The organism is Desertibaculum subflavum (assembly GCA_003576705.1).
GTDB lineage: Bacteria > Pseudomonadota > Alphaproteobacteria > Ferrovibrionales > Ferrovibrionaceae > Desertibaculum > Desertibaculum subflavum.
Map to the genome: position 1 here is coordinate 37,256 of QOZS01000037.1, position 21,820 is coordinate 59,075.

21 protein-coding genes, 1 tRNA gene and 1 pseudogene are annotated in these 21,820 nt (G+C 69.6%); 16 read left to right on the plus strand and 7 right to left on the minus strand.

What is annotated here, in order from left to right; translation table 11 throughout:
- Positions 1-52 precede the first annotated feature (52 nt).
- The gene (locus DT074_RS18660; RefSeq protein ID WP_162915007.1) at positions 53-2,233 is read right to left on the minus strand and encodes a methyl-accepting chemotaxis protein; all 2,181 of its coding nucleotides are present in this window, start codon (positions 2,231-2,233) and stop codon (positions 53-55) included.
- A 112-nt stretch (positions 2,234-2,345) separates the two neighbouring features.
- On the opposite strand from DT074_RS18660, the gene DT074_RS18665 reads away from it, so the two are divergent.
- On the plus strand, positions 2,346-3,353 hold the full coding sequence (locus tag DT074_RS18665) for an LLM class flavin-dependent oxidoreductase (RefSeq protein ID WP_119421378.1): 1,008 nt from the start codon (positions 2,346-2,348) through the stop codon (positions 3,351-3,353).
- On the opposite strand, the gene DT074_RS18670 is transcribed toward DT074_RS18665, so the two are convergent.
- Entirely contained in the window at positions 3,254-4,417 is a 1,164-nt protein-coding gene (locus DT074_RS18670) for a mechanosensitive ion channel family protein (protein ID WP_119421379.1), read from the minus strand. The genes DT074_RS18665 and DT074_RS18670 overlap by 100 nt on opposite strands.
- Before the next feature lie 38 nt (positions 4,418-4,455).
- Positions 4,456-4,833, minus strand: a complete 378-nt coding sequence (locus DT074_RS18675; protein ID WP_119421380.1) for an antibiotic biosynthesis monooxygenase family protein — start codon at positions 4,831-4,833, stop codon at positions 4,456-4,458.
- Positions 4,834-4,969: 136 nt separating this feature from the next.
- Between DT074_RS18675 and DT074_RS18680 the strand changes: the two genes are divergently transcribed.
- The gene (locus DT074_RS18680) at positions 4,970-6,577 is read left to right on the plus strand and encodes an adenylate/guanylate cyclase domain-containing protein (protein ID WP_119421381.1); all 1,608 of its coding nucleotides are present in this window, start codon (positions 4,970-4,972) and stop codon (positions 6,575-6,577) included.
- 17 nt (positions 6,578-6,594) lie between these two features.
- Here the strand turns inward: DT074_RS18680 and DT074_RS18685 are convergent, their stop codons facing one another.
- Positions 6,595-7,065, minus strand: a complete 471-nt coding sequence (locus DT074_RS18685; RefSeq protein WP_119421382.1) for an Lrp/AsnC family transcriptional regulator — start codon at positions 7,063-7,065, stop codon at positions 6,595-6,597.
- A 98-nt stretch (positions 7,066-7,163) separates the two neighbouring features.
- Positions 7,164-8,114: a complex I NDUFA9 subunit family protein gene (locus DT074_RS18690; RefSeq protein WP_119421383.1), complete on the minus strand. Its 951-nt coding sequence runs from the start codon at positions 8,112-8,114 to the stop codon at positions 7,164-7,166.
- Positions 8,115-8,276: 162 nt separating this feature from the next.
- Here DT074_RS18690 and DT074_RS18695 point away from each other — a divergent pair.
- The 9 genes from DT074_RS18695 to ptsN all read left to right on the plus strand — a co-directional run bounded on the left by DT074_RS18695 (position 8,277) and on the right by ptsN (position 14,692).
- Positions 8,277-8,363: transfer RNA gene (locus DT074_RS18695), tRNA-Leu, on the plus strand.
- Between the two features lie 67 nt (positions 8,364-8,430).
- Positions 8,431-9,048, plus strand: a complete 618-nt coding sequence (locus tag DT074_RS18700; RefSeq protein WP_119421384.1) for a ribonuclease D — start codon at positions 8,431-8,433, stop codon at positions 9,046-9,048.
- Positions 9,049-9,213: 165 nt separating this feature from the next.
- A complete protein-coding gene (locus DT074_RS18705) occupies positions 9,214-10,203 on the plus strand; it encodes a KpsF/GutQ family sugar-phosphate isomerase (RefSeq protein WP_119421385.1) in 990 nt (329 codons plus the stop codon).
- Positions 10,200-10,877: an LPS export ABC transporter periplasmic protein LptC gene (lptC, locus tag DT074_RS18710; protein ID WP_119421386.1), complete on the plus strand. Its 678-nt coding sequence runs from the start codon at positions 10,200-10,202 to the stop codon at positions 10,875-10,877. Before DT074_RS18705 ends, lptC begins: the two co-directional genes overlap by 4 nt.
- 1 nt (position 10,878) lies before the next feature.
- Positions 10,879-11,412 carry a lipopolysaccharide transport periplasmic protein LptA gene (lptA, locus tag DT074_RS18715; RefSeq protein ID WP_162915008.1) on the plus strand — a complete coding sequence of 178 codons (534 nt, stop codon included), beginning with the start codon at positions 10,879-10,881 and terminating at the stop codon, positions 11,410-11,412.
- Positions 11,409-12,194 (plus strand): LPS export ABC transporter ATP-binding protein, encoded by a 786-nt coding sequence (gene lptB / locus DT074_RS18720; protein WP_119421388.1) that lies wholly within the window; start codon positions 11,409-11,411, stop codon positions 12,192-12,194. Before lptA ends, lptB begins: the two co-directional genes overlap by 4 nt.
- 17 nt (positions 12,195-12,211) lie before the next feature.
- Positions 12,212-13,720 (plus strand): RNA polymerase factor sigma-54, encoded by a 1,509-nt coding sequence (rpoN, locus tag DT074_RS18725; protein WP_119421389.1) that lies wholly within the window; start codon positions 12,212-12,214, stop codon positions 13,718-13,720.
- A gap of 137 nt (positions 13,721-13,857) precedes the next feature.
- Positions 13,858-14,217: a hypothetical protein gene (locus DT074_RS18730; protein ID WP_119421390.1), complete on the plus strand. Its 360-nt coding sequence runs from the start codon at positions 13,858-13,860 to the stop codon at positions 14,215-14,217.
- A gap of 13 nt (positions 14,218-14,230) precedes the next feature.
- Positions 14,231-14,692, plus strand: a complete 462-nt coding sequence (gene ptsN, locus DT074_RS18735) for a PTS IIA-like nitrogen regulatory protein PtsN (RefSeq protein ID WP_119421391.1) — start codon at positions 14,231-14,233, stop codon at positions 14,690-14,692.
- Positions 14,693-14,713: 21 nt separating this feature from the next.
- Here ptsN and DT074_RS18740 read toward each other — a convergent pair whose 3' ends face one another.
- On the minus strand, positions 14,714-17,224 hold the full coding sequence (locus DT074_RS18740; protein WP_368744764.1) for an ABC transporter permease: 2,511 nt from the start codon (positions 17,222-17,224) through the stop codon (positions 14,714-14,716).
- A complete protein-coding gene (locus DT074_RS18745) occupies positions 17,221-17,931 on the minus strand; it encodes an ABC transporter ATP-binding protein (protein ID WP_368744765.1) in 711 nt (236 codons plus the stop codon). The genes DT074_RS18740 and DT074_RS18745 overlap by 4 nt, the downstream gene beginning before the upstream one ends.
- A 79-nt stretch (positions 17,932-18,010) precedes the next feature.
- Between DT074_RS18745 and DT074_RS18750 the strand changes: the two genes are divergently transcribed.
- The 5 genes and pseudogenes from DT074_RS18750 to DT074_RS18770 form a co-directional block, all read left to right on the plus strand.
- Complete coding sequence (locus DT074_RS18750) at positions 18,011-18,622, plus strand: arylesterase (RefSeq protein WP_368744766.1); 612 nt, start codon at positions 18,011-18,013, stop codon at positions 18,620-18,622.
- An 18-nt stretch (positions 18,623-18,640) separates the two neighbouring features.
- A complete protein-coding gene (gene thpR / locus DT074_RS18755) occupies positions 18,641-19,186 on the plus strand; it encodes an RNA 2',3'-cyclic phosphodiesterase (RefSeq protein WP_119421394.1) in 546 nt (181 codons plus the stop codon).
- Positions 19,183-19,887, plus strand: a complete 705-nt coding sequence (gene cobB / locus DT074_RS18760) for a Sir2 family NAD+-dependent deacetylase (protein ID WP_119421395.1) — start codon at positions 19,183-19,185, stop codon at positions 19,885-19,887. Before thpR ends, cobB begins: the two co-directional genes overlap by 4 nt.
- Positions 19,888-20,035: 148 nt before the next feature.
- Complete coding sequence (locus DT074_RS18765) at positions 20,036-21,397, plus strand: sensor histidine kinase (protein ID WP_119421396.1); 1,362 nt, start codon at positions 20,036-20,038, stop codon at positions 21,395-21,397.
- A gap of 71 nt (positions 21,398-21,468) precedes the next feature.
- Positions 21,469-21,820: pseudogene (locus DT074_RS18770) on the plus strand (hypothetical protein); the annotation flags it as partial.

Here is a 21,820-nt window from a genome sequence, read left to right on the forward strand (position 1 = left end):
GTTCTCCGCAAAATGTCACAAGCGGGATCGCGCCTTCGACGCTGCGCGCGGCTTATGCCGCGCGCACCTTGGCGATGAAGCGGTCGACTTCGCCGCGCAGGGTCTCGGCCTGCTGCGCGAGGCTGCCGGCCGCCTTGTGCATCTGGCTCGCGGCGGTGCCGACCTCGCCCGAGGCCTGGGTGACCGAGCCGATATTGGTGGAGACGTCGCGGGTGCCGCCCGCCGCCTCCTGCACGTTGCGGCTGATCTCCTGGGTGGCGGCGCCCTGCTGCTCCACGGCGGAAGCGATGGTCGTGGCGATCTCGTTGACATGCTCGATCGAGCGGCTGATCGCCTGGATCGCGCCGACCGCCTCGCCGGTCGCGCCCTGCACCGCCTGGATCTGCTTGGCGATCTCCTCGGTCGCCCGCGCCGTCTGGGTGGCGAGGCTCTTCACTTCGCTGGCAACGACGGCGAAGCCCTTGCCGGCCTCGCCGGCGCGGGCCGCCTCGATCGTCGCGTTGAGGGCGAGCAGGTTGGTCTGGCTGGCGATCTGGGTGATCAGCGCCACCACCTCGCCGATTTTCGCGGCGGCCTGGGTCAGGCCATCGATGGTGCCGCTGGTCGCGCGCGCCTGATCCACCGCGGCGCGGGCGGTCTCGGCCGATTCCGCCACCTGGCGCGCGATCTCGCCGATCGAGGCGGCGAGCTCCTCGGTGGCCGAGGCGACGGTCTGCACGTTGGTGGTCGCCTGCTCGGCCGCATTGGCCACGGCGGCGGCCTGGCGGTTGGTCTCCTCGGCGGTGACCGAGAGCGTGGTGGAATTCGACTGCATCTCGCCGGCGGAGAGCGACACGGTGTCGACCACCGCCTTGACCGAGGCTTCGAAGGCATCGGCGAGGGCCTGCATCTCCGCCTTGCGCTTGGCGGCGGCCTCGGCCTCCAGGCGGCGCTGCGCCGCCTCGCGATCGGCCTGCGCCTTCTGCTCGGCGGCCTCGGCATTGCGGCGCGCTTCCGCGGTCTCGGCCTTGCGGCGCGCCTCGGCGGCCTCGGCCTCCTGGGCCAGGCGCCGCCGCTCGGCCTCCTGCGCGGCCTCGCGGGCGCGGGCTTCCTCGGCCTCGCGGGAGAGCCGCTCGTTCTCCGTGCCGGCCTGCTTGAACACCTCGACCGCGCGGGCCATGGCGCCGAGCTCGTCGCCGCGGCTCTGCGCCGGCACATGGGTCGACCAGTCCTTGTCGGCGAGCCGGCGCATCGCCGCGGTCAGCGCGCGGATCGGCCGCGTCAGGCCGAGCGCGATCAGCGTGGCGGCGGCGAGGCCCAGGGCCAGCGCGATGCCGGCGCCGGCGAGCGAGGTCGTCTGCGAACGGCCGATGGTGGTGCCGGCCGCCTCGCGCATGCCGTCGAGCGCCTCGAACTGCGTCGTGACCAGTTCATTGGAGATGCGGCTGATCGAGTTCGAGAGCCGGGCATTGGTCTCGTTGGCGCGACGCGCCATGTCGGCATGGGCGGTCTCGGCGGCATCGGTCGCCTCGACATACTGGGTGATCGCCTTGCCGATCTCGCGCAAGCTCTCCTGCTTCTCCGGCTGCTGCATGCGGCCTTCCAGCATGCCGATCACCAGCGCGAGCTTCTCCAGCGCCGCCTTGCCGTTTTCGAGCAGGCTCGGCTCCGGCTCGACGAAGTAGAGGTTGATCTTCGCCGTCGCGGTGAACAGGTGATTCAGGCCGATGCCGGCATCGGCGGCCAGCGCCATGTCGTTCTCGTCGATCGCGGCATTGATCAGATCGACCAGCGCGCTGTGGATCTTGTCGCCGGCCGGGCGCATCACCTGCTTGATCTGGCGGTCGTATTCGGCGCGTGTCTTGATGATGGCGTCGAAGTTCGCCATGTAGCGGCCGATGCCTTCCAGCACCTTGCGCATCTCCTCGGCATGCGCCGGGTCGGTGAAGCCCTGGATCAGTTCCTCGCCCTTGCTTTCGATCGCCTTCTGGCGGACGCGCGCTTCCTCCACGGCGGATTCGGCGCCGGTGGAGACATAGACCTGCACGGTGCGACGCAGCTGCGCGAAGGCGCTGTCGACCAGGGCCACGCCGGTGACGTTGCGCGACACCGCGTCGTAGCTGCCGAATGCGCCGCGAATGGAATCGAGGCCGAAATGGCCAACCGCCGCGACGCCCAGCAGCAGCGCCAGCACGATGCCGAACCCGGCATAGACGCGAATGCCGATCTTCAAGTTGTTGAATGCCGACAGCACGTTTTGCCCCCCTCGCGGGCCTCCGAACGGGGGATATTCGCGACCGATCCCTAAGTTTTGCTTTAATCTCCACCACAACGAAGTCTTACAGAACGGGTAGGGGAGGAACGCGGTGACCGGCAAGCTCGCCTTCGGCATCTTCGATCATGTGGAGCGGCGCGGGCCGGACATCGCCGCGCTGTATCGAGGCCGCTTTGCCCTGGCCCAGGCCGCGGAAAGCTTCGGCTTCCGCGGCTATCACGTGGCCGAGCACCATGCGACGCCGCTCGGCATGGCACCGTCGCCGGCGCTGTTCCTGGCGGCATTGGCGCAACGGACGAGCAAGCTCCGTCTCGGACCGCTCGTCTATCTATTGCCGCTCTACGAGCCGATGCGGCTCGCCGAGGAGATCTGCATGCTGGACCACCTCTCGGGCGGCCGGCTCGATCTGGGCGTCGGGCGCGGCGTGTCGCCCTACGAGCTCGCGGTGTTCCGCGTGCCGTTTTACGAGAGCCGGGCGCGCTTCGCCGAGGCGCTCGACCTCATGCTTGCCGCGCTCACGCGCGAGCGGATCGACCATCACGGCCGCTTCTACCAGATCGACGACGTGCCGATCGCGATGCGGCCTTTGCAGTCGCCGCATCCGCCGCTCTGGTTCGGCGGTGCCACCGAGAAGAACGCGGAATTCGCCGGCGCCCGCGGCATGAACCTGATGTCGAATGGGCCGAACGTCCTGCTGCGCCGGCAGATGCAGATCCATGCCGAGCACTGGCGGCCGGGCGCGGCGAACCCGCTGCCGGTCCGCGGCGCGATCCGCCATCTGCTGGTGGCGGAGACGGATGCCGAGGCAGAGCGGTTGGCGCGCCCCGCCTACAAAGTGTTCTACGACAACATCGTCAAGCTGTGGCGCGAGTGGCGCACCGCGCCGATCAACTTCACCGACGATCTCGACCGCGCGCGGGCGAACCAGGTGGCGATCGTCGGATCGCCGCAGACGGTGAAGGCTGAGATCGAGCGCTTCGCCGCCGAGAGCGGTTGCGACTACCTTGCTCTCTCGTTCGTCTGGGGCGATCTCTCCGACGAGATCGGCCGCCGCTCGCTCGACCTGTTCGGCCGCGAGGTGATGCCGGGCTTCGCGTGATCCGGCGCCGGGATCGAGACGATATCCTGCCGGCGCCGCGGCAATGCGGTCGGATGTTCCGCCTGGATCCAGTCGATGATCTTCTCGCGCACCTCGCAGCGCAGGTCGAAAGCGCGGCCGGCGCTGGACGCGCTGGCGAGAATGCGCACCTCCATCACCATCTCCTTGAAGTCGGTGACCTGAACGACGCCCACGCGCTGGTCCCAGAGCGCCGAAGCGTGCAGAACATCGTCCAGCTTCCGGCGCAGGGCGCCGACCGGCAGGGTGTGATCGACATAGAAATAGACCACGCCGATCAGCTCCGAGCCTTCGCGCGTCCAGTTCTGGAAGGGGCGCTCGATGAAATAGCTGAGCGGCAGGATCAGACGCCGCCAATCCCACAGTCGGAGCACGACATAGGTGGAAGTGATCTCCTCCACATTGCCCCATTCGCCTTCCACGATCAGCGCGTCGTCGATCCGGATCGGCTGGGTCAGCGCGAGCTGCACGCCGGCGATCAGGTTCTTCAAGAGCGGCTGCAAGGCGAGGCCGACCACGATGCCCGCGGCGCCGGCCGAGGCCAGCAGGCTGACGCCATACTGGCGCACGCCGCCGAAGGTCATCAGGGCCGCGCCAGCGGTGATCACGACGATGATGGTGCCGGCCACGCGCTGCAGGATGCGAAACTGGGTGACGTGCTTGCGGGCCAGCAGATTGTCGGCGACGTCGATCTGGAAGCGCCTGAGATGCACGGCCGCGAGTACCTGCACGACCGTCAGAGCGGCCCAGCCGGCCAGCGCGATGATGGCGACCAGGTTGATCTGGCGGATCACGCCGGCCTGGCGATCGGTCAACGGCGCAACCGTGGCGGCGAGGGCCACGGCCAGCATGATCATCGCGAGCCGTGTCGGCCCGCGCACCCGCTCGACCACCAGCCTGAGAACGGTGCCCTCGCCGGCGAGGCGGCGGATCCAGCGAAACACCAGGGAATGCAGGGCCCAGCCGAGGAATATGGCCAGGGCAATGGTGCCGAGGCTGAGCGCCCAATCGGGGAGATAGGCGAGCAGGTTCTCGATCTGTTGCATCGGGCTGTCCGGAAAGCGGGAATTGCGCTCGAAACGCCCTACGGCCCAGCCTGTTCCATCGGACCCGGGGTCAGGACCAAGCCCGTGCGACCGTGGCTGTGCCGTATCTCCCGTATCTGCACAGCCTTCGGCAGCTCGATCAGGAACTCCGCGTCGCGCGGCAGATGATGAACCGCCGCAGGATCGCTGCCGGCGAAACGCGCCATCGCCGAGACGCTTTCCCAGTAGGAGATGGTCACAAACTCGCTCTCGCCCGCCCCGTCGTGGCGCAATGCCTGGACGCCGAGCGCCTTCTCGATCAGCGGCTTGATGCCGACCTCGTAATTATAGACCTCGTACTCGTCGGCACGGTCCGCCTTGACCCGGCCGCGCCGGATGCGCGCGATCACCGGCCGCCGGTTCGCCTGTTCGTTCATCGGGTTCTCCCTCGGCCCTGACAGGGCCCGCAACGCGACGGCGTGTCTCCACGTTCCGCACCGCCGGAATCGCCGGTACAATGCTGCCGCCGGGAGGGGCCGCGAAAGCGGTACGGCGAGGGTCCAGATCGTGAGCATGCCCCAGACAACGCGACAGGAAGCGCGCCAGGCGGCGGCGCGCGTGCCGGTCGTCGCGCTCACCGTCATTGTCCTGCTGGCCGGATTGCCCTTCGCGGTCTGGCTCGACCTGCGCGCCTTGTCGGACCGCACCTTGCGCCATCAGGCGGCCGAGCTTTCCGCCGTGATCGACGGCATCCGCGGCTTCTACGGGCGCCATGTGGTCGGCCGGGTGCTGGCGGCCGGCGGCAGCGACACCAAGGTGGTGCACAATTACCTGGAAGTGCCGGGGGCGATCCCGATCCCGGCCACGCTCTCGCTCGAGCTCGGCCGGGTGATCAGCGAGCAGGAGGGGACCAGCGGCGCCATCGCCTATCGCTTCGTCTCCGACTTCCCGTTCCTGAACCGCAGCCCGCACAAGCTCGATGATTTCGAGCGCGGCGCGCTGGAGCGGCTGCGCGTCGATCCCAAGGCCGAGGTGGTGCAGGTGGAAGGCGGCCTGTTCGACCGCAAGGTGCGGCTCGCCACGCCGGTGATCCTGGGCGAGGCCTGTGTCGGCTGCCACAACAATCATCCCGAAAGCCCGAAGCGCGACTGGAAGGCCGGCGATGTGCGCGGCATCCAGGAGATCGTGGTGCGCCAGCCGCTGGCCAGCAACATCTTCGCCTTCAAGTTCCTGCTGATCTACCTGATCGGCGCCGCCACGGTGGGCTTGCTCTTCATCGCCCAGCAGCATCGCCAGGCCGGGGTCATGCGGCGGGTCAACCGCGAGCTCGAGCTCGCCAACGATTTCCTGGCCACGATCTCGATGAAGATCGCGAAATACCTGTCGCCGCAGATCTACAAGTCGATCTTCTCCGGCCAGCGCGACGTGGTGATCGCGACCGAGCGGAAGAAGCTCACCATCTTCTTCTCCGACATCAAGGACTTCACCGCGACGACCGAGCGGTTGCAGCCGGAGGAGCTGACGCTCCTGCTCAACGAATACCTGACCGAGATGTCGGCCATCGCCATCGGCCATGGCGGCACGGTCGACAAGTTCGTCGGCGACGCCATGCTGGTCTTCTTCGGCGATCCGGAGACCAAGGGCGTTGCCGAGGACGCGCGGGCCTGCCTGCGCATGGCGGTCGACATGCAGCGCCGCCTCGCCGAGCTGAACGCCAAGTGGCGCAACCGCGGCATCGAGGCGCCGTTCAAAGTGCGCATGGGCATCAATACCGGCTACTGCAATGTCGGCAATTTCGGCTCCAACGACCGGATGGACTACACGATCATCGGGGCCGAGGCGAACCTCGCCGCGCGGCTGCAATCGATCGCGCCGCCGGGCCGCATCGTCCTGGCCTACGAGACCTATGCCCATGTGCGCGACATGGTGCAGGCCAGGCCGCTCGAGGCGATCACCATGAAGGGGATCAGCCGCCAGGTCCTGCCCTACGAGGTCGAAGGCCTGATCGGCGATCTGGCCGGGCGTGCCTATGTGATCGCGGAGCGCGTGCCGGGACTGGAGATCTATCTCGACACCAGCGCGGTCGATGATGCGGCCGCCGCGCATGCCCGCGAGTTGCTGCAGGAAGCCATCGCCGCGCTCGACGCCCGCCGCCGCAACCAGCTCGGCATCGCGGACTGATCAGACCGGCCGATCGATCAAATTACCGGGACGCCCGGCTCGTCCTTGGAATGGCGCAGCACCAGCGCGGTCTTCACATGGGCGACGTTCGGCGCCGTGGTCAGCTCGCCGGTCAGGAACTGCTGATAGGCGTCGAAGTCGCGCGCCACGATCTTCAGCAGGAAATCGACTTCGCCGGCCAGCATGTGGCATTCGCGGACCAGCGGCCAGCCGCGCACCCGCTCCTCGAAGGCCTTGAGGTCGCTCTCCGCCTGGCTGGACAGCCCGACCATGGCGAAGGCGGAGACGGCATAGCCGAGCCGCTCGGCATCCACCTCGGCGTGATAGCCGCGGATGAAGCCTTCCTCTTCCAGGGTACGGACACGGCGAAGGCAGGGCGGGGCGGACAGCCCCACCTTGCGTGCCAGATCGACATTGCTGATTCGCCCGTCGGCCTGCAGCTCGGCCAGAATCTGCTTGTCGATGCGGTCGAGCTTGACCCGACGCATGTCCCCCTCGGCCCCTCCGCGCAACTTTATGTCGTGAGCATAGGGGGCCGGCGGTGGCCCGCCAACCGGCGATGCATGGCGCCGGATCCAGATCCCGGTCAGGCGGCCGAGATGCCGGCGCGGGCACCGCCGCGGCGGTGCCGGGCGAGATAGGCCGGCGCGACGGCCTCGAGCGGCGTCGGCCGGATGCCGAGCTCGGCGAGGCCCGGCATGCCCGGCGCCGGGACGTTGTCGCGCCGGAGCAGGATCACCTGGTCGCGGGTGAGGAGGGGCTTGGGCAGCTTCTCCAGGAACCAGGCCTCGAACAGGGCGACGGCCTCCGGCAGCGGCACCAGGAGCGCCGAACGTCCGGTCTCGCGCAGGATGTAGCGCAGCAGCTCCTCGAAGCTGTAGGTGCCGGGGCCGCCGAGCTCGTAGGTCCGGCCGGCCGCCGCCGGATCCTGCAGCGCCGCCATGATCGCCGCCGCGACATCGCCGACATAGACCGGCTGAAACTTCGTCTGGCCGCCGGCGATCAGCGGCAGCACCGGCGAGATGCGGGCCAGGAAGGCGAAGCGGTTGAGGAAGCTATCCTCGGCGCCGAACACCACCGAGGGGCGCAGGATGGTGGCGGCAGGGAAGTGCTTGCGGATACCGGCTTCGCCGGCCGCCTTGCTGCGCGCATAGAGCGACTCGGACTGCGCATCGGCGCCGATCGCCGAGACATGCACCAGCCGCTCGACGCCGGCGGCCTTGGCCGCCTCGGCAATCACTTCCGGCCCGCGCGCCTGGACGACGCCGAAGCGCTGCGCCCCGGCCTCGTAGAGAATGCCGACCAGGTTGATCACGTCGTCGGCGCCGGCCACCGCGGCCGCGACCGAGCTGTCGACCCGAAGATTGGCCTGCCAGGGCACCACCTGGCCGACCGTGCCGAGCGGCTTCAGGAAGTTCGCCGCCTCCGGCCGGCGCACCGCGACGCGGACGCGGGCGCCCGCCTCGGCGAGCCGCTTGACCAGATAGCGACCGATGAACCCGGAGCCACCGAACACGGTGACCAGACGACCCTGCATTGCATCACCCGATATTGGGGCCGAAGCCCGTGCGCGCGCGGCGCCGGATTATAGGGAGCGGGCCCCCAAGAGGAAGTGGCGGGCGGTGCGAATTCGGTCGAGAAACCTGCCGCCGGCCGTTGACGCGGCGCCCTCGGCCCGATATTCAACCGCGCTCGCCGTGCCCAGGTGGCGGAATTGGTAGACGCACTAGCTTCAGGTGCTAGCGCTCGCAAGGGCGTGGAGGTTCGAGTCCTCTCCTGGGCACCAATGTTCTTCGCCGCTCCCCGGCAGCTGCAGCCGGGGCGGCGCGCGCCAAGACGTCCCCCGGGCAGGCATGGCCAATCATCTGCATCACGGTGACCTTCCCGACGGGCTTGCGCTCGGCCCGGTCGTTGCCATCGACACCGAGACCATGGGGCTGGACCCGCGGCGCGACCGGCTCTGCCTGGTCCAGCTTTCGGCCGGCGACGGCGAATGCCACCTCGTTCAGATCGCCCAGGGGCAGAAGACGGCACCGAACCTGACCCGCATGCTGGCCGATCCGGCGGTGCTGAAGCTGTTCCACTTCGCCCGCTTCGACATTGCAGCGCTCTACAATGCCTTCGGTGTGCTGACCCGGCCGGTCTACTGCACCAAGGTCGCCTCCAAGCTGGTGCGCACCTATACCGACCGGCACGGCCTGAAGGACCTGGCCCGCGACCTGGCCGGCGTCGATCTCTCCAAGCAGCAGCAGCTCTCCGATTGGGGCGCCGCCGTGCTGACGCAGGCCCAGCTCGACTATGCCGCGAGCGACGTGCTGTACCTGCACCGGATCAAGGCGGTGCTGGATGAATTGCTGGCGCGCGAAGGCCGGGCCGAGCTGGCGGCCGCCTGCCACGCCTTCCTGCCCACCCGGGCGCGGCTCGACCTGCTCGGCTGGGGCGGCGACGAGGGCGACATCCTGAGCCATTGACCGGGGCGGCTGCCGCCCCAAGCTCGGGTGATGAGCCGAACCGAAGGCCCGGACGAAGCATTCATTGATTTTCAAGATGGGCTTTCGCATATTTGGCACGAATCTTGTTAGGCGCCGCGCCCCACGGGTCGGCGGCGCCGCATTGGAGCCGGACAACCGATTGTTATGAAAGCCGCGACGCCCCAGCAGATGTCGGCCGTCGAGCCGGCGGCCTTGGCCGCCGGGCGCCGCGTCCTGGCCGCCGAGCAGGACGCGATCCGTCGCCTGGGCCTGGCGCTGGATGACCGTTTCGTGGCGGCGGTGGATCGCCTCGCCGCGGTGGCAGGCCGCGTCGTGGTCTGCGGCATGGGCAAGAGCGGGCATGTCGGGCGCAAGATCGCGGCGACGCTCGCCTCCACCGGCACACCGGCGCTGTTCGTGCATCCGGCGGAAGCGAGCCATGGCGATCTCGGCATGATCACGCCGCAGGACGCGCTGATCTGCCTGTCCAATTCCGGCGAGACGCCGGAACTGACCGATGTCGTCACCTATGCCCGCCGCTTCGCCATTCCGCTGATCGCGATCGTCGGCCGGGCCGGCAGCGCGCTCGCCCAGGCGGCCGACGTGGCGCTGGTGCTGCCGGATGCGCCGGAAGCCTGCCCGATGGGCCTCGCACCCACCACTTCGACCACCATGACGCTGGCGCTCGGCGACGCGCTGGCGGTCGCGCTGCTCGAGCGCAAGGGCTTCTCGGCCGAGAACTATCGCGTGTTCCATCCGGGCGGGAAGCTCGGCCGGCGGCTGATCAAGGTGGGCGACCTGATGCATGGCGGGGACGAGGTGCCGCTGGTCGCCGCCGACCGGGCGATGTCGGAAGCGCTGCTGGAGATGACGGCGAAGACCTTCGGCTGCGTCGGCGTGGTCGACGCGGCGGGCGCGCTGATCGGCATCGTCACCGACGGCGATCTGCGCCGGCACATGCATCCCGGTCTGCTCGACCGCCGCGTGGACGCGGTCATGACCCGCGGGCCGAGGACGATCGGCGCCGAGGCTTTGGCGGCCGAGGCTCTGGGCCGCATGAACGCCGCCAACATCACCAGCCTGTTCGTGACCGACGGCAGGCGACCGGTCGGCATCGTGCGCATGCACGATTGCCTGCGCGCCGGGGTCGCGTGAGCGCGGCGCGGGCGGGCCGGGGCGCGGTCGGCGGTGCGGACCACGGCGCGGGCCACTGGCTCGGGCCGCGCAGCAGCCGACCGGTCGATGCGGCGCTCGTACGGCCGAGCCGCGTCATCCGCGTGCTCAAATACGGCCTGCCGGCGATCGCCGTCATCATGGCGATCACGCTGCTCGTCTGGCCGCATCTGACCTTCAAGCTCGGTCCGTTCGAGGCCAAGATCGACCTGCAGGACAACCGGCTCCGCATGCGCGACCTGCGCTACGAAGGCAAGGACGACCGCGGCCGGCCCTTCGTCATCAATGCGGCGACCGCGGTCGAGACCCGGGCCGAGCCGCGCGAGGTGGAACTCGAACAGCTGAAGGCCGAGCTGAAGCTCTCCCGCGGCTATGTGCTCGCGCGCTCCGACCACGGCTTCTACTACGAAGCGGAGAAGCGGCTCGACGTGTGGGGCAATGTGCAGATCTTCGATCCGAGCGGCTATGAGTTCCGCGGCCGGAGCGCGATCGTGAATCTTCGCGACAGCCTCGTGCTCGCCGACGAGCCGGTGGAAGGGCAAGGTCCGCTCGGCATCATCCACGGCAATGCGGCGGCGATCAGCGAGAAGGGCCAGCACATCTATCTCTATCGTGGCGTCAAGGCGACGCTCTATCCCGATTCCAGGGGCCGCTGACATGCGCCGTCGGATTCTCGCATGGTCGATTCTGCTGGCCCTGGCTGCCGTGCTGGGCTTCGCGGCCTTGCCGCAACCGGCCCTGGCGCAGAGCGGGCACGACAGCGCGCAGCCGGTGCAGATCAACGCCGATTCGCTGGAAGTGCAGCAGGACAAGAAGGTCGCCATCTTCAAGGGCAATGTGGACGCGACCCAGGGCGACCTGCGGCTGAAGTCCGACCTGCTCCGTGTCTACTACAGCGAGGGCGGTCAGAAGAAGGCGGGTGCCGGCCCGGGCGGCAACACGTCGATCACCCGGCTCGAGGCCGAGGGCCATGTCTTCGTCTCGCGCCCCGAGCAGACCGGCAGGGGCGAGCGCGGCGTCTACGACCTGGAGAAGCGGACCATCGTGCTGGAAGGCAATGTCGTCCTGACCGACCGCGAGAATGTCGTCAAAGGCACACGCGCCACGATGGACCTGAACACGCGGCAGAGCACCGTGCAGAGCGGGCCGGCCGGCCGGGTGCAGGGCGTGTTCCAGCCGAAATCGCAATGACCGACGCCGCGATTGCCGCCGATTCGCTCCCGTTCGGCGTCGCGCCGGCGGCGGCGGGCGCGGCCGGGCTCGCTTGCGAGGGCCTGGGCAAGCGCTATCGCGGCCGCCCCGTCGTTCGCGACGTGTCGCTGGCCTTGCGGCGCGGCGAGGCGGTGGGCCTGCTCGGCCCCAATGGCGCCGGCAAGACCACGACCTTCTACATGATCGTCGGCCTGGCGACGCCGGATGAAGGCCGCGTGCTGCTCGACGGGCACGAGATCACCGCCTTGCCGATGCATCGCCGGGCCCGGCTCGGCATCGGCTACCTGCCGCAGGAAGCCTCCGTGTTCCGCGGCATGACGGTGGAAGGCAACATCCTCGCCGTGCTGGAGCTGACCGAGAAGAATGCCGAGGCACGGCGCGAGATGCTGGAGCATCTGCTGCGCGAATTCGCCATCGGGCATTTGCGCCAGGCCGCGGCGGTGGCGCTTTCGGGCGGCGAGCGGCGCCGTGTCGAGATCGCCCGTGCGCTCGCTTCGCGTCCGTCTTTCGTGTTGCTGGACGAGCCGCTCGCCGGCATCGACCCGATCGCCGTCGGCGAGATTCGCGACCTGGTGCTGCATCTGAAGGACCGCGGCATCGGCGTGCTGATCACCGATCACAACGTGCGCGAGACTCTCGACCTGATCGACCGCGCCTACATCCTGCACGAGGGCCGGGTGCTGACCGAGGGACGCCCGGAGGAGATCGTGGCGCATGACGGTGTGCGCCGCGTCTATCTCGGCGAGCGGTTCTCTCTCTAGTCGGGGCAGATTCAGTCATGGCGATCGGTCCCCGGCTGGAGTTACGGCATAGCCAGACGCTGGTCATGACGCCGCAGCTGCAGCAGGCGATCAAGCTGCTGCAGTTCTCCAACCTGGAGCTCCGCGAATACGTCGAGACCGAGCTCGAGCGCAATCCGCTGCTCGAGCGCGTCGACGGCGAGGGCGCCGAGGGGGGCGGCGAGGAGCCGGCCGCCCCGCTCCCGTCGGCGGGGGAGCCGATGTCGCTCGATTCCGACGGAGCGCCGGCCGCGGCGGCCGAAGCGATCGACGTCGACTACGAGAACGTATTCAACAACGACAGCTCGGCTGACGCGCCGTCGCCGGAAGGGCTGGGCGATGCCTATTACCCCGAGCGCGGCGGCCGCGGCGGCTTCGACGAGGATCTGCCGGGCCTGGAAGGCACCCTTACCAGCCCGCCGACCTTGAAGGAGCACCTGACCGAACAGCTGCAGGTCACCTTCACCGACCCGGCGGACCGCCTGCTCGCCGCCGTGCTGATCGATGGGCTCGACGAGGCTGGCTATCTCACCATCGACCTCGCCGAGCTCGCGGCCCGGGTCGGCATCGACCTCGGCCGGATCGAGGCACTGGTGCGCCGGCTGCAGGGCTTCGACCCGACCGGCGTGTTCGCGCGCGACCTGAAGGAATGCCTGGCCCTGCAGCTGAAGGAGCGGAACCGGTTCGACCCGGCCATGGCGGCCCTGCTCGACAACCTGCCGCTGGTGGCGCGCAAGGACATCCAGGCGCTGGTCCGGCTCTGCGGCGTCGATGCCGAGGACGTGGCCGACATGATCGGCGAGATCCGCGCGCTCAACCCCAAGCCCGGCAACGCCTTCGAGACCGATGTGGTGCAGACCCTGGTGCCCGACGTGTTCGTGCGCCGCGCCGCCGACGGCGGCTGGAACATCGAGCTGAACGCCGACACCCTGCCGCGGCTTCTGGTCAATACGCGCTACCACGCCCGCGTGCTGTCGCAGTCCCGCGGCAAGACCGACAAGGTGTTCCTGTCCGATTGCCTGGCTTCCGCCAACTGGCTGATTCGCTCGCTGGACCAGCGCGCCAACACCATCCTCAAGGTGGCGGCCGAGCTGGTGAAGCGGCAGGAGGGCTTTCTGCAGCACGGCGTCAAGCACCTGAAGCCGCTCAACCTGCGCACCATCGCCGAGGCGATCGAGATGCACGAGAGCACGGTGAGCCGGGTCACCTCGAACAAGTACATGGCGACGCCGCGCGGCATCTACGAGATGAAGTATTTCTTCACCGCCTCGCTCGGCTCGACCGATGGCGGCGACAGCCACTCGGCCGAGGCGGTGCGCGCCCGCATCCGCGAGCTGGTGGATGCCGAGACGGCGGACGACATCCTGTCCGACGACAAGATCTGCGAGCTCCTGAAGGCGGAAGGCATCGACATCGCCCGCCGCACCGTCGCCAAGTACCGCGAGGCGATGCGCATCGGAAGCTCCGCCGAGCGGCGCCGGACGAAACGGCTTGAAAAGCAGAAGTGACAATAGAATCAGCTAGTTAACTATTTCCGGGTAACGTTGACACCGCGAGGGGCCTTCGCTAGCTTGCCGGCCTCCGCACGACGGGCTTCAGCCTTCGACCGGCCCCGAGGGGCCACTGCCGCAACAGCGGATAAGGCATGCACATCCAGGATCCGGGTCAGGACAACGATAACGGCGACAGCTTGCATTGCGCCGCGCTTGGTCGGTTGGCCGCCGCTTCGGCGGTGGGCTGCCGTTGCGCGGTGGCCGTGGGTGCGCGCCGCGACCGGGCCCTGGCGATCGGCGATGGGGCGAGGCAACGACTCGGGCGGCTCGAACGTTATCTGACGCGGCGCGGGAGCGTGTCCGCGGCGGCAAGCCGGGGAACCGGCGCGCCGGCCGCACTGACCTCCCTCAATGCGATGCACGGAGGTTTGCATCTTGTTTACCGGCGCCCGAGTGGCGACATCGACTGGACCGGGACCGACGCAGGCCCGGACCGGTTCGCGAGGGGATAAGGCGGGACATACGATGGAGATCGTCGACCTGCTCGGGCCGGAAGCGGTCATCGGGCAGCTCAAGGTCACGAGCAAGAAGCAGGCGCTCCAGGAGCTTGCCCAGCGCGCCGCTCGGCTGACCGGTATCCAGGAGCGGACCATCTTCGACGTGCTGATCGAGCGCGAACGGCTCGGCACGACCGGAGTCGGCCACGGTATCGCCATCCCGCATGGCAAGCTGCCGGGCCTCGCGCAGCTCCGCGGCCTGTTTGCGCGCTGCGATCACCCGATCGATTTCGATTCGATCGACGAGATGCCGGTCGACCTCATCTTCGTGCTGCTCGCGCCGGATACCGCCGGGGCCGACCACCTGAAGGCGCTCGCGCGCGTCTCCCGCCTGTTCCGCGACCGCGCCATGTGCGAGAAGCTGCGCGGCACCTCCGACCCGGAAGCGCTCTACGCCCTGCTCACTTCCAAGACGAACGGCGGGCACTGAGGCCCGTCGCCTGCCGGGGGCTCACGCCGCGCGCAGGATCTGCGCCGTCCGGCCCGACAGCGCCGCCCAGGTGGCGCCGAGGCCGACGGCGATGGTGATGGCGGCGCCGCCCAGCACGGTGAGCGCCAGCGCCGCCGGCGCGAGCTGCCAGTCGAGCTTCATCACGCCCACGATCACGACATAGCTGGCGCCGGCGCCGATCAGGGCCGCGATCACGCCGGCGACGCCGCCGAGCAGGGCGTATTCGGCGAGGTGGCTGCCGACGATGTTGCCGCGGGTCGCGCCCAGCGCCTTCAGCACCGCCGCTTCCTTGAGCCGGCGCCGCTGGTCGGCGCCGATCGCGCCGGCCAGCACCAGGATGCCGGCCACCACGGCGACGCCGCCGGCAATGCGGATGGCGAGCCCGATCTGGCCGAGCGTGTCGTTGATGGTGTCAAGCGTCTCCTTGACGCGGATCGCGGTGACATTGGGGAAGCGGTCAGTGACGGCGCGGAACAAAGCTTCCTCCGCCGGACCGTCGGCGCGGACGGTGGCGATCACCGTGTGCGGGGCGCGTTCCAGGAAGCCCGGCGCGAACACGATCGCGTAGTTGATGCCGAGCGAAGTCCAGTCGATGCGGCGCAGGTTGGCGATGGTCGCCGTCACTTCGCGGCCGAGCACGTTGAGCCCGAGCGTGTCGCCGACCTTGAGACCGAGATCCTCGGCGATGCGGGCGTCGAAGGAGATCAGCGGCGGGCCCTTGTAGTCGCGCGGCCACCACTGGCCGGCAATCACGGTCGAGCCTTCCGGCGGGTCCAGCGCGAAAGTGAGGCCGCGATCGCCGCGCATCGCCCATTGCGAGCCGGCGGCGACCGAGGCCTTCTCCGCCGGCACGCCGTTCACCTGGGTGATGCGGCCGCGCAGGTTGGGCACCGTGCGCAGCGCCGAGGTGCCGGGCACGCCGCGCACGGCCTCCATGAACGCCGGAAGCTGATCGGGCTGGATGTCGACGAAGAAGAAGGCCGGCGCGTCTTCCGGCAGGCGCTCGGTCAGTACGCGGGAGAGATTGGCTTCGATCTCCGCCAGGGTCGCGAGCACGGCGAGGCCGAGGCCGAGCGAGAGCAGGATCGACGTCGTGGCGGCACCGGGGCGGTGCAGCGCGCCGATGGCGAGGCGGATCAACGGCGCGCGCAGGCGCGGCGCGCGGCGCGCCAGGGCGGCCACGCCGCGCGCGGCAAGGCCGAGCACCAGGAAGGCGCCGAGCGCGCCGGCGACGAACCAGGCGGAGACGATCTTCTCGCTGGTGGTGGCGACGGCGAGGGCCGCGAGCAGGATCGCGGCGGCAGCGGTCGCGGCGATGTAGATGCCGCGCGGACGTTGCCGTTCCGGCGCGACGATGTCGCGGAACAGGCCGGCCGGCGCGATCTCGCGTGCCCGGCCGAGCGGCCAGAGCGCGAAGACCGTGGCCGCGAGCGTCCCATACACCGCGGCCATCAGGAGCGCACCGGGATAGAAGCCGCCGGTCGCGCCGACGGGCAGCTTGTCGGCGAGCAGCGGCAGCGCGACGAAGGGCACGGCGACGCCGATGGCGAGCCCGATAACGGTGCCGATCAGGGCCAGAATGGCGACTTGCAGGCCGTAGACGGCAACGATGGTGCCGCCCGGCGCGCCGAGGCATTTCAGCGTTGCGATGGTGGCGATCTTGCCGTCGAGATGGCTGCGCACGGCATTCGCCACCGCGACGCCGCCGACCAGCAGCGCGGTCAGGCCGACCAGGGTGAGGAAGGCGCCGATGCGCCCGATCCATTGCGACAGCGCGGGGTTGGCGTTGCTCGGGTCCAGGATGCGCCAGCCGGCATCCGGGTACAGCCGCTTCGCCTCGGCCACCACCGCGGGCGTCGCGGCCGCAGAGGGCAGGGCAAGGTGATAGGACCAGCGCACCAGGCTGCCCGGCTGCACCAGGCCGGTGGCGTCGAGCGCGGCATGGCCGACCATGACGCGGGGGCCCAGGATCAGCCCTTCGGCGCCGCGGTCCGGCTCGCGGGCGATGATGCCGCGCACCACCAGATCGGCCTCGCCGATCCGCAAGGTGGCGCCGACACCCACATCCAGCCGGATGGCGAGGGCTTCGTCGATCAAGGCGTCGCGCGGGCCCAGCGCCTTGCTCGGACTGGCCTCGAGCGTGCCGTAGAGCGGGTAGGCGGCGTCCACCGCCTTGAGCTCGATCAGCGTGCGGCGGTCGTTGGCCGGGGCGCGTGCCATGGCGCGCATGGCGGCGACGACGGAGACCCGCCCCTGGCGCTCGAGCCAGGCGCGCTCCTCCTGACCGGCTTCGCGATGGGTCAGCCGGAACTCGACATCGCCGCCGAGCAGGGCGCGGCCGTTGTCGCGCAGGCCCTCGACCAAGGCGGTGCCGAGCGAGCCGACGCCGGCGATCGCCGCGACGCCAAGCGCAAGGCACGCGATCAGGATGCGAAACCCCGCGAAGCCGCCGCGCAGCTCGCGCAGCGCCAGGCGGAGCGCGAGGGGTAGTCTTGGCGGCAACTGGCTCAACGGGCGATCCGGCCGTCGGCGAGGCGCACGATGCGGTCGCAGCGCTCGGCCAGCGCCGCGTCATGGGTGACCAGGACCAAGGTCGCGCCGTGCCGGCGGCAGGTCTCGAACAACAGCTCGACGATCCGCCCGCCGGTGGCGCCGTCGAGATTGCCGGTCGGCTCGTCGGCGAGCACGAGACGCGGCGCGCCGGCGACGGCGCGGGCCAGCGCGACGCGCTGCTGCTCGCCGCCCGAGAGTTGGGCGGGGTAGTGGTCCATGCGATGGCCGAGGCCGACCGCTTCGAGCTCGGCGGCGGCGATGGCGAAGGCGTCGGCGCGCCCGGCGAGCTCGAGCGGCACTGCCACGTTCTCCAGCGCCGTCATGGTCGGCAGCAGGTGGAAGGACTGGAACACGATGCCCATGGTGTCGCGCCGGAAGCGGGCCAGCGCATCCTCGTCGAGCCGGTTCAGCACCGCGCCGTTGATGCGGATCTCGCCCGAGGTCGCGCGCTCCAGCCCGGCCATGAGGGAGAGCAGCGAGGATTTGCCGGAGCCGGAGGGGCCGATGATGGCGACGCGCTCCGCCTGCCCTATATCCAGGTCGATGCCGCGCAGAATGTTGACGGGCCCGGCGCCCCCCACCAGAGTGAGATGGATGTCGCGCAGAGAGATCAGCGGCGCAATCGCCGCTTGGTGCCCGTCCTTCGCCTTCACCGCGCTGTCCAAGGCCCTCGACCTCCGTCGTCGCCGACCGGTCCTTTATGGCTCGCCCGGCCGGCAATTCAATCGCGCGATCATTAAATGCGTGACAGGTTTGTGGCTGCTCACGTCGATTCTGGCGCTTTCCGAGGCAGCCGCCGCCCGGGAGACCCTGGTCGTGGCGCTGGGCGACAGCCTGATGGCGGGCTACGGCCTCGACCCGGAGCAGGCCTTGCCGGCCCGGCTGGAATCGAAGCTGAAGGCCGACGGGCTGACGATACGCATCCAGAACGCCAGTGTCTCCGGCGACACCACCGCAGGGGGCCTGGCGCGCCTGGACTGGGCGATGGCCGACAAGCCGGACTTTGCGTTGGTGGCGCTGGGCGCCAACGACATGCTGCGTGGCCTGGACCCGGCGCAGATGCGCGCCAACCTCGACAAGATCCTGACCGAGCTGAAGGCGCGCGGCATCAAGCCGATCCTGTTCGGCATGCGCGCACAGCGCAATCTGGGCACGGACTACGTGAACGAGTTCGAGCAGGTCTATGCCGACCTCGCGCGGGCGCACGGCGTGCCGTTCTATCCGTTCCTGCTGGAGGGCATCGCCATGCAGCCGGGTTTCAACCTGCCCGATGGCCTGCACCCGAATGCGCGCGGCATCGACGTGCTGGCCGATCGCATCGCACCGTTCCTGGAACGGGCGATCCGGGGCGGCTGAGCGCGAAGCAGGGACCCGATGATCCGGCTGTTCGTCGCGTTGGCGCTGCCCGAGCGCCTGCGGCCCTGGGTGCAGGGCCTGCAATCCGGAATCCCCGGCGCCAGATGGGCGGTGCCGGAGAACCTGCATCTGACCTTGCGTTTCATCGGCAATGTCGACGGTCGCCTGTTCGCCGACATCATGGACGTGCTCGCCGCCATCCGCGCGCCGGCCTTCGATCTGCAACTCGCCGGTCTCGGCCAGTTCGGCGAGCGCGGCCGGGTCGATAGCCTGTGGGTCGGCGCCGGCCGCAACCAGCCGCTCGACCGCCTGCAGGGCAAGGTGGAGACGGCGCTGCAGCGCCTCGGCCTCGAGCCGGAACACCGCAAGTTCCTGCCCCATCTGACCGTCGGCCGCCTGAAGAGCGCCCCGGCCGGGCGGGTGGCGGAATGGCTCGCCGCGCATGCAGGTTTCGCGCTGCCGCCGTTCCGCATCGACCGCTTCACCTTGTTCTCGAGCTATCTCGCCCGCGAGGGCGCGATCTATCGTGCCGAGGCGGAATACCCCCTGACGGAGGCGGCGTGAGATACCAGCGCATCGTGGTGCTGACCGGGGCGGGCATTTCCGCCGAATCCGGCCTGGGCACGTTCCGCGACGAGGACGGGCTCTGGACGAAATACGATCTGGAGGACGTGGCGACGCCGCAGGGCTTTGCCCGCGATCCGGCCTTCGTGCACGAATTCTACAACGCCCGCCGGGTGAACCTCCGCGACGCGGTGCCCAACGCCGCACATCTCGCCCTGGCCGAGCTGGAACGGCGCCATCCAGGTCGCGTGCTGGTGGTGACGCAGAATGTCGACGACCTGCACGAGCGCGCCGGTTCGTGCAACATTCTGCACATGCATGGCGAATTGCTGAAACTGCGGTGCGAGAGCTGCGGGCAGGTGGCCGATTGGCCGGGCGACCTCGCGATCGCCACGCCTTGCCCCACCTGCGCCGTGCCCGGCTACGTGCGCCCGCATGTCGTATGGTTCGGCGAGATGCCGTTCCACATGCCGAAGATCGAGCTGGAGCTTGCGGTTTGCGACCTGTTTGTGTCGATCGGCACATCCGGCAACGTCTATCCCGCGGCAGGTTTCGTGGCCGAGGTGCGCCGGCAGGGCCGCGCTCATACCGTGGAGCTCAATCTGGAGCCGTCCGAAGGGGCGAGCCTGTTCGCGGAGGCCCGGCTCGGGCCCGCGACCACGGTGGTGCCGGCTTTCGTGCGCGAGTTGATCGAAGCTTGAAATTTTCGATCGGGATGGAACTGGCGCGCGCCGGCGTTCGTACCAAGGCAGACTATGCCTGGGACGGAAGCGGGTGGTGGCTATCGGGGGAGCGAGGGAGCGGGGCCGGGTGATAGCGGACGGGCAGCGCCCGCGCCTGGCAGCCGGCATGTCGTCCCGGCTGCTGGTGCTGACAATCGCCTTTGCCATGCTGGCGGAGGTGCTGATCTATGTGCCGTCGGCCGCCCGCTTCTGGATGAGCTATCTCGGCGAGCGGATCGGCGAGGCGCATCTCGCTTCGCTGGCTGTGGTCGAGGCGCCGAACAACGCCGTTTCGCCGGCGCTGGCGCGCGAGCTGCTGGCCAAGGCGGGCTCGCACGCCGTGGCGCTGAAGATGCTCGGACGGCGATATCTGGTTGCCGTCGACGACATGCCGCCGCAGGTCGATGTCACCGTCGATCTGCGCGAGGCCGGCCCGCTGGACGCCATCATGTCGACCTTCCGCGTCCTGTTCGGCAACGGCAGCCGCGTCATGCTGGTGGTCGACGCGGCGCCGGGCACCGCCGGCGCCGTGGTCGAGACCATCGTCGACGAGGCGCCGCTGCGCGCCCAGCTGCTCGCCTTCTCCGGCCGCATCCTGACGCTGTCGCTGATCATCGCGATGATCACCGCAGGCCTTGTCTTCGTCAGCCTGCAATGGCTGTTCGTGCGGCCGATGCGCCGCCTGGCCGCCGACATGACCGCCTTCCGCCTCGCCCCGGAAGATCCCGGCCGGGTGGTCAGGCCGTCGGGCCGCGGCGACGAAGTGGGCGTGGCGGAGATGGAGCTCGCCTCGCTGCAGCGCGACCTGCAGCAGGCGCTGACCCAGAAGACCCATCTCGCCGCGCTCGGCACCGCGGTCGCCAAGATCAATCACGACCTGCGCAACATCCTGGCCACGGCGCAGCTGATGGCCGACCGCCTGCGCGAGAGCGAGGATCCCACGGTCAGGCGAATCGCGCCGCGGCTGGTGGCCAGCATCGACCGCGCCGTCGATCTCTGCGCCCGCACGATGAAGTACGGCCGTGCCGACGAGCCGCCGCCGGTGAGGGAGTCGGTCGATCTCGCGCGGCTGTGGCGCCAGATCGCCGAGACGGTGACGCCGCCGGGCGAGAATCGCATCGCCTTCGATGCCGAGATTCCGCCGGGCCTGACGGTGGAGGCGGATCGCGAGCAGCTGTTCCGCGTGCTGCTGAATCTGGCGCGGAATGCCGTGGGCGCCATTTCCGGCGAGGGCCGGGTCCGGCTTTCGGCGCGCGCCGGCAGCGGTGGCGCCGAGCTTCTGGTGGCGGATAGCGGCACGGGGCTGCCGGAAGCGGCGCGGCTGCATCTGTTCGAGCCGTTCGTCGCGGCGGGGCGCAGCGGCGGGACCGGGCTCGGCCTCGCCATCGCGCGCGACCTGGTGGTCGCGCATGGCGGCGAGATCGGCCTGCTGCGCACCGGGCCGGAAGGCACGACGTTTCGAATTTTCCTGCCGTCGGCGGCCCGTTAACCATGCCGCGTAACCTGTCTTAAACTGACGCGGGCGTTGCATGGAGCCCTGGCATTTCCCGGGGGCTCGCCATGTGGCGCCTGCTGTCGCTAGTCTTCCTGTTCACCGTCGCCGCCTGCACCGAGACGGCGATCGGCGCGATCGACGAGAAGATCTCGCAATGGACGAACCGCGAATGCAGCACCGTGTTCCTGGCACTGGGCGACGATTACTGCCGCGAGAAGCGGGTGATCGGCGACCGGCCGGGCGAGAGGATCCATTGCTTCCGCACGCTGGGCGGCGTCGATTGCTACACCGAGGCCGACCCCTATGGCATCAACGCGTCGGGCCGCACGCGCCAGGCGACGCGGCTGACCGATCCGGGCGCGCCGCCGCCGGCGCAGGCCGAGGAGCCGGCCCCGACCGCCGCCGCGCCGCCGCCCG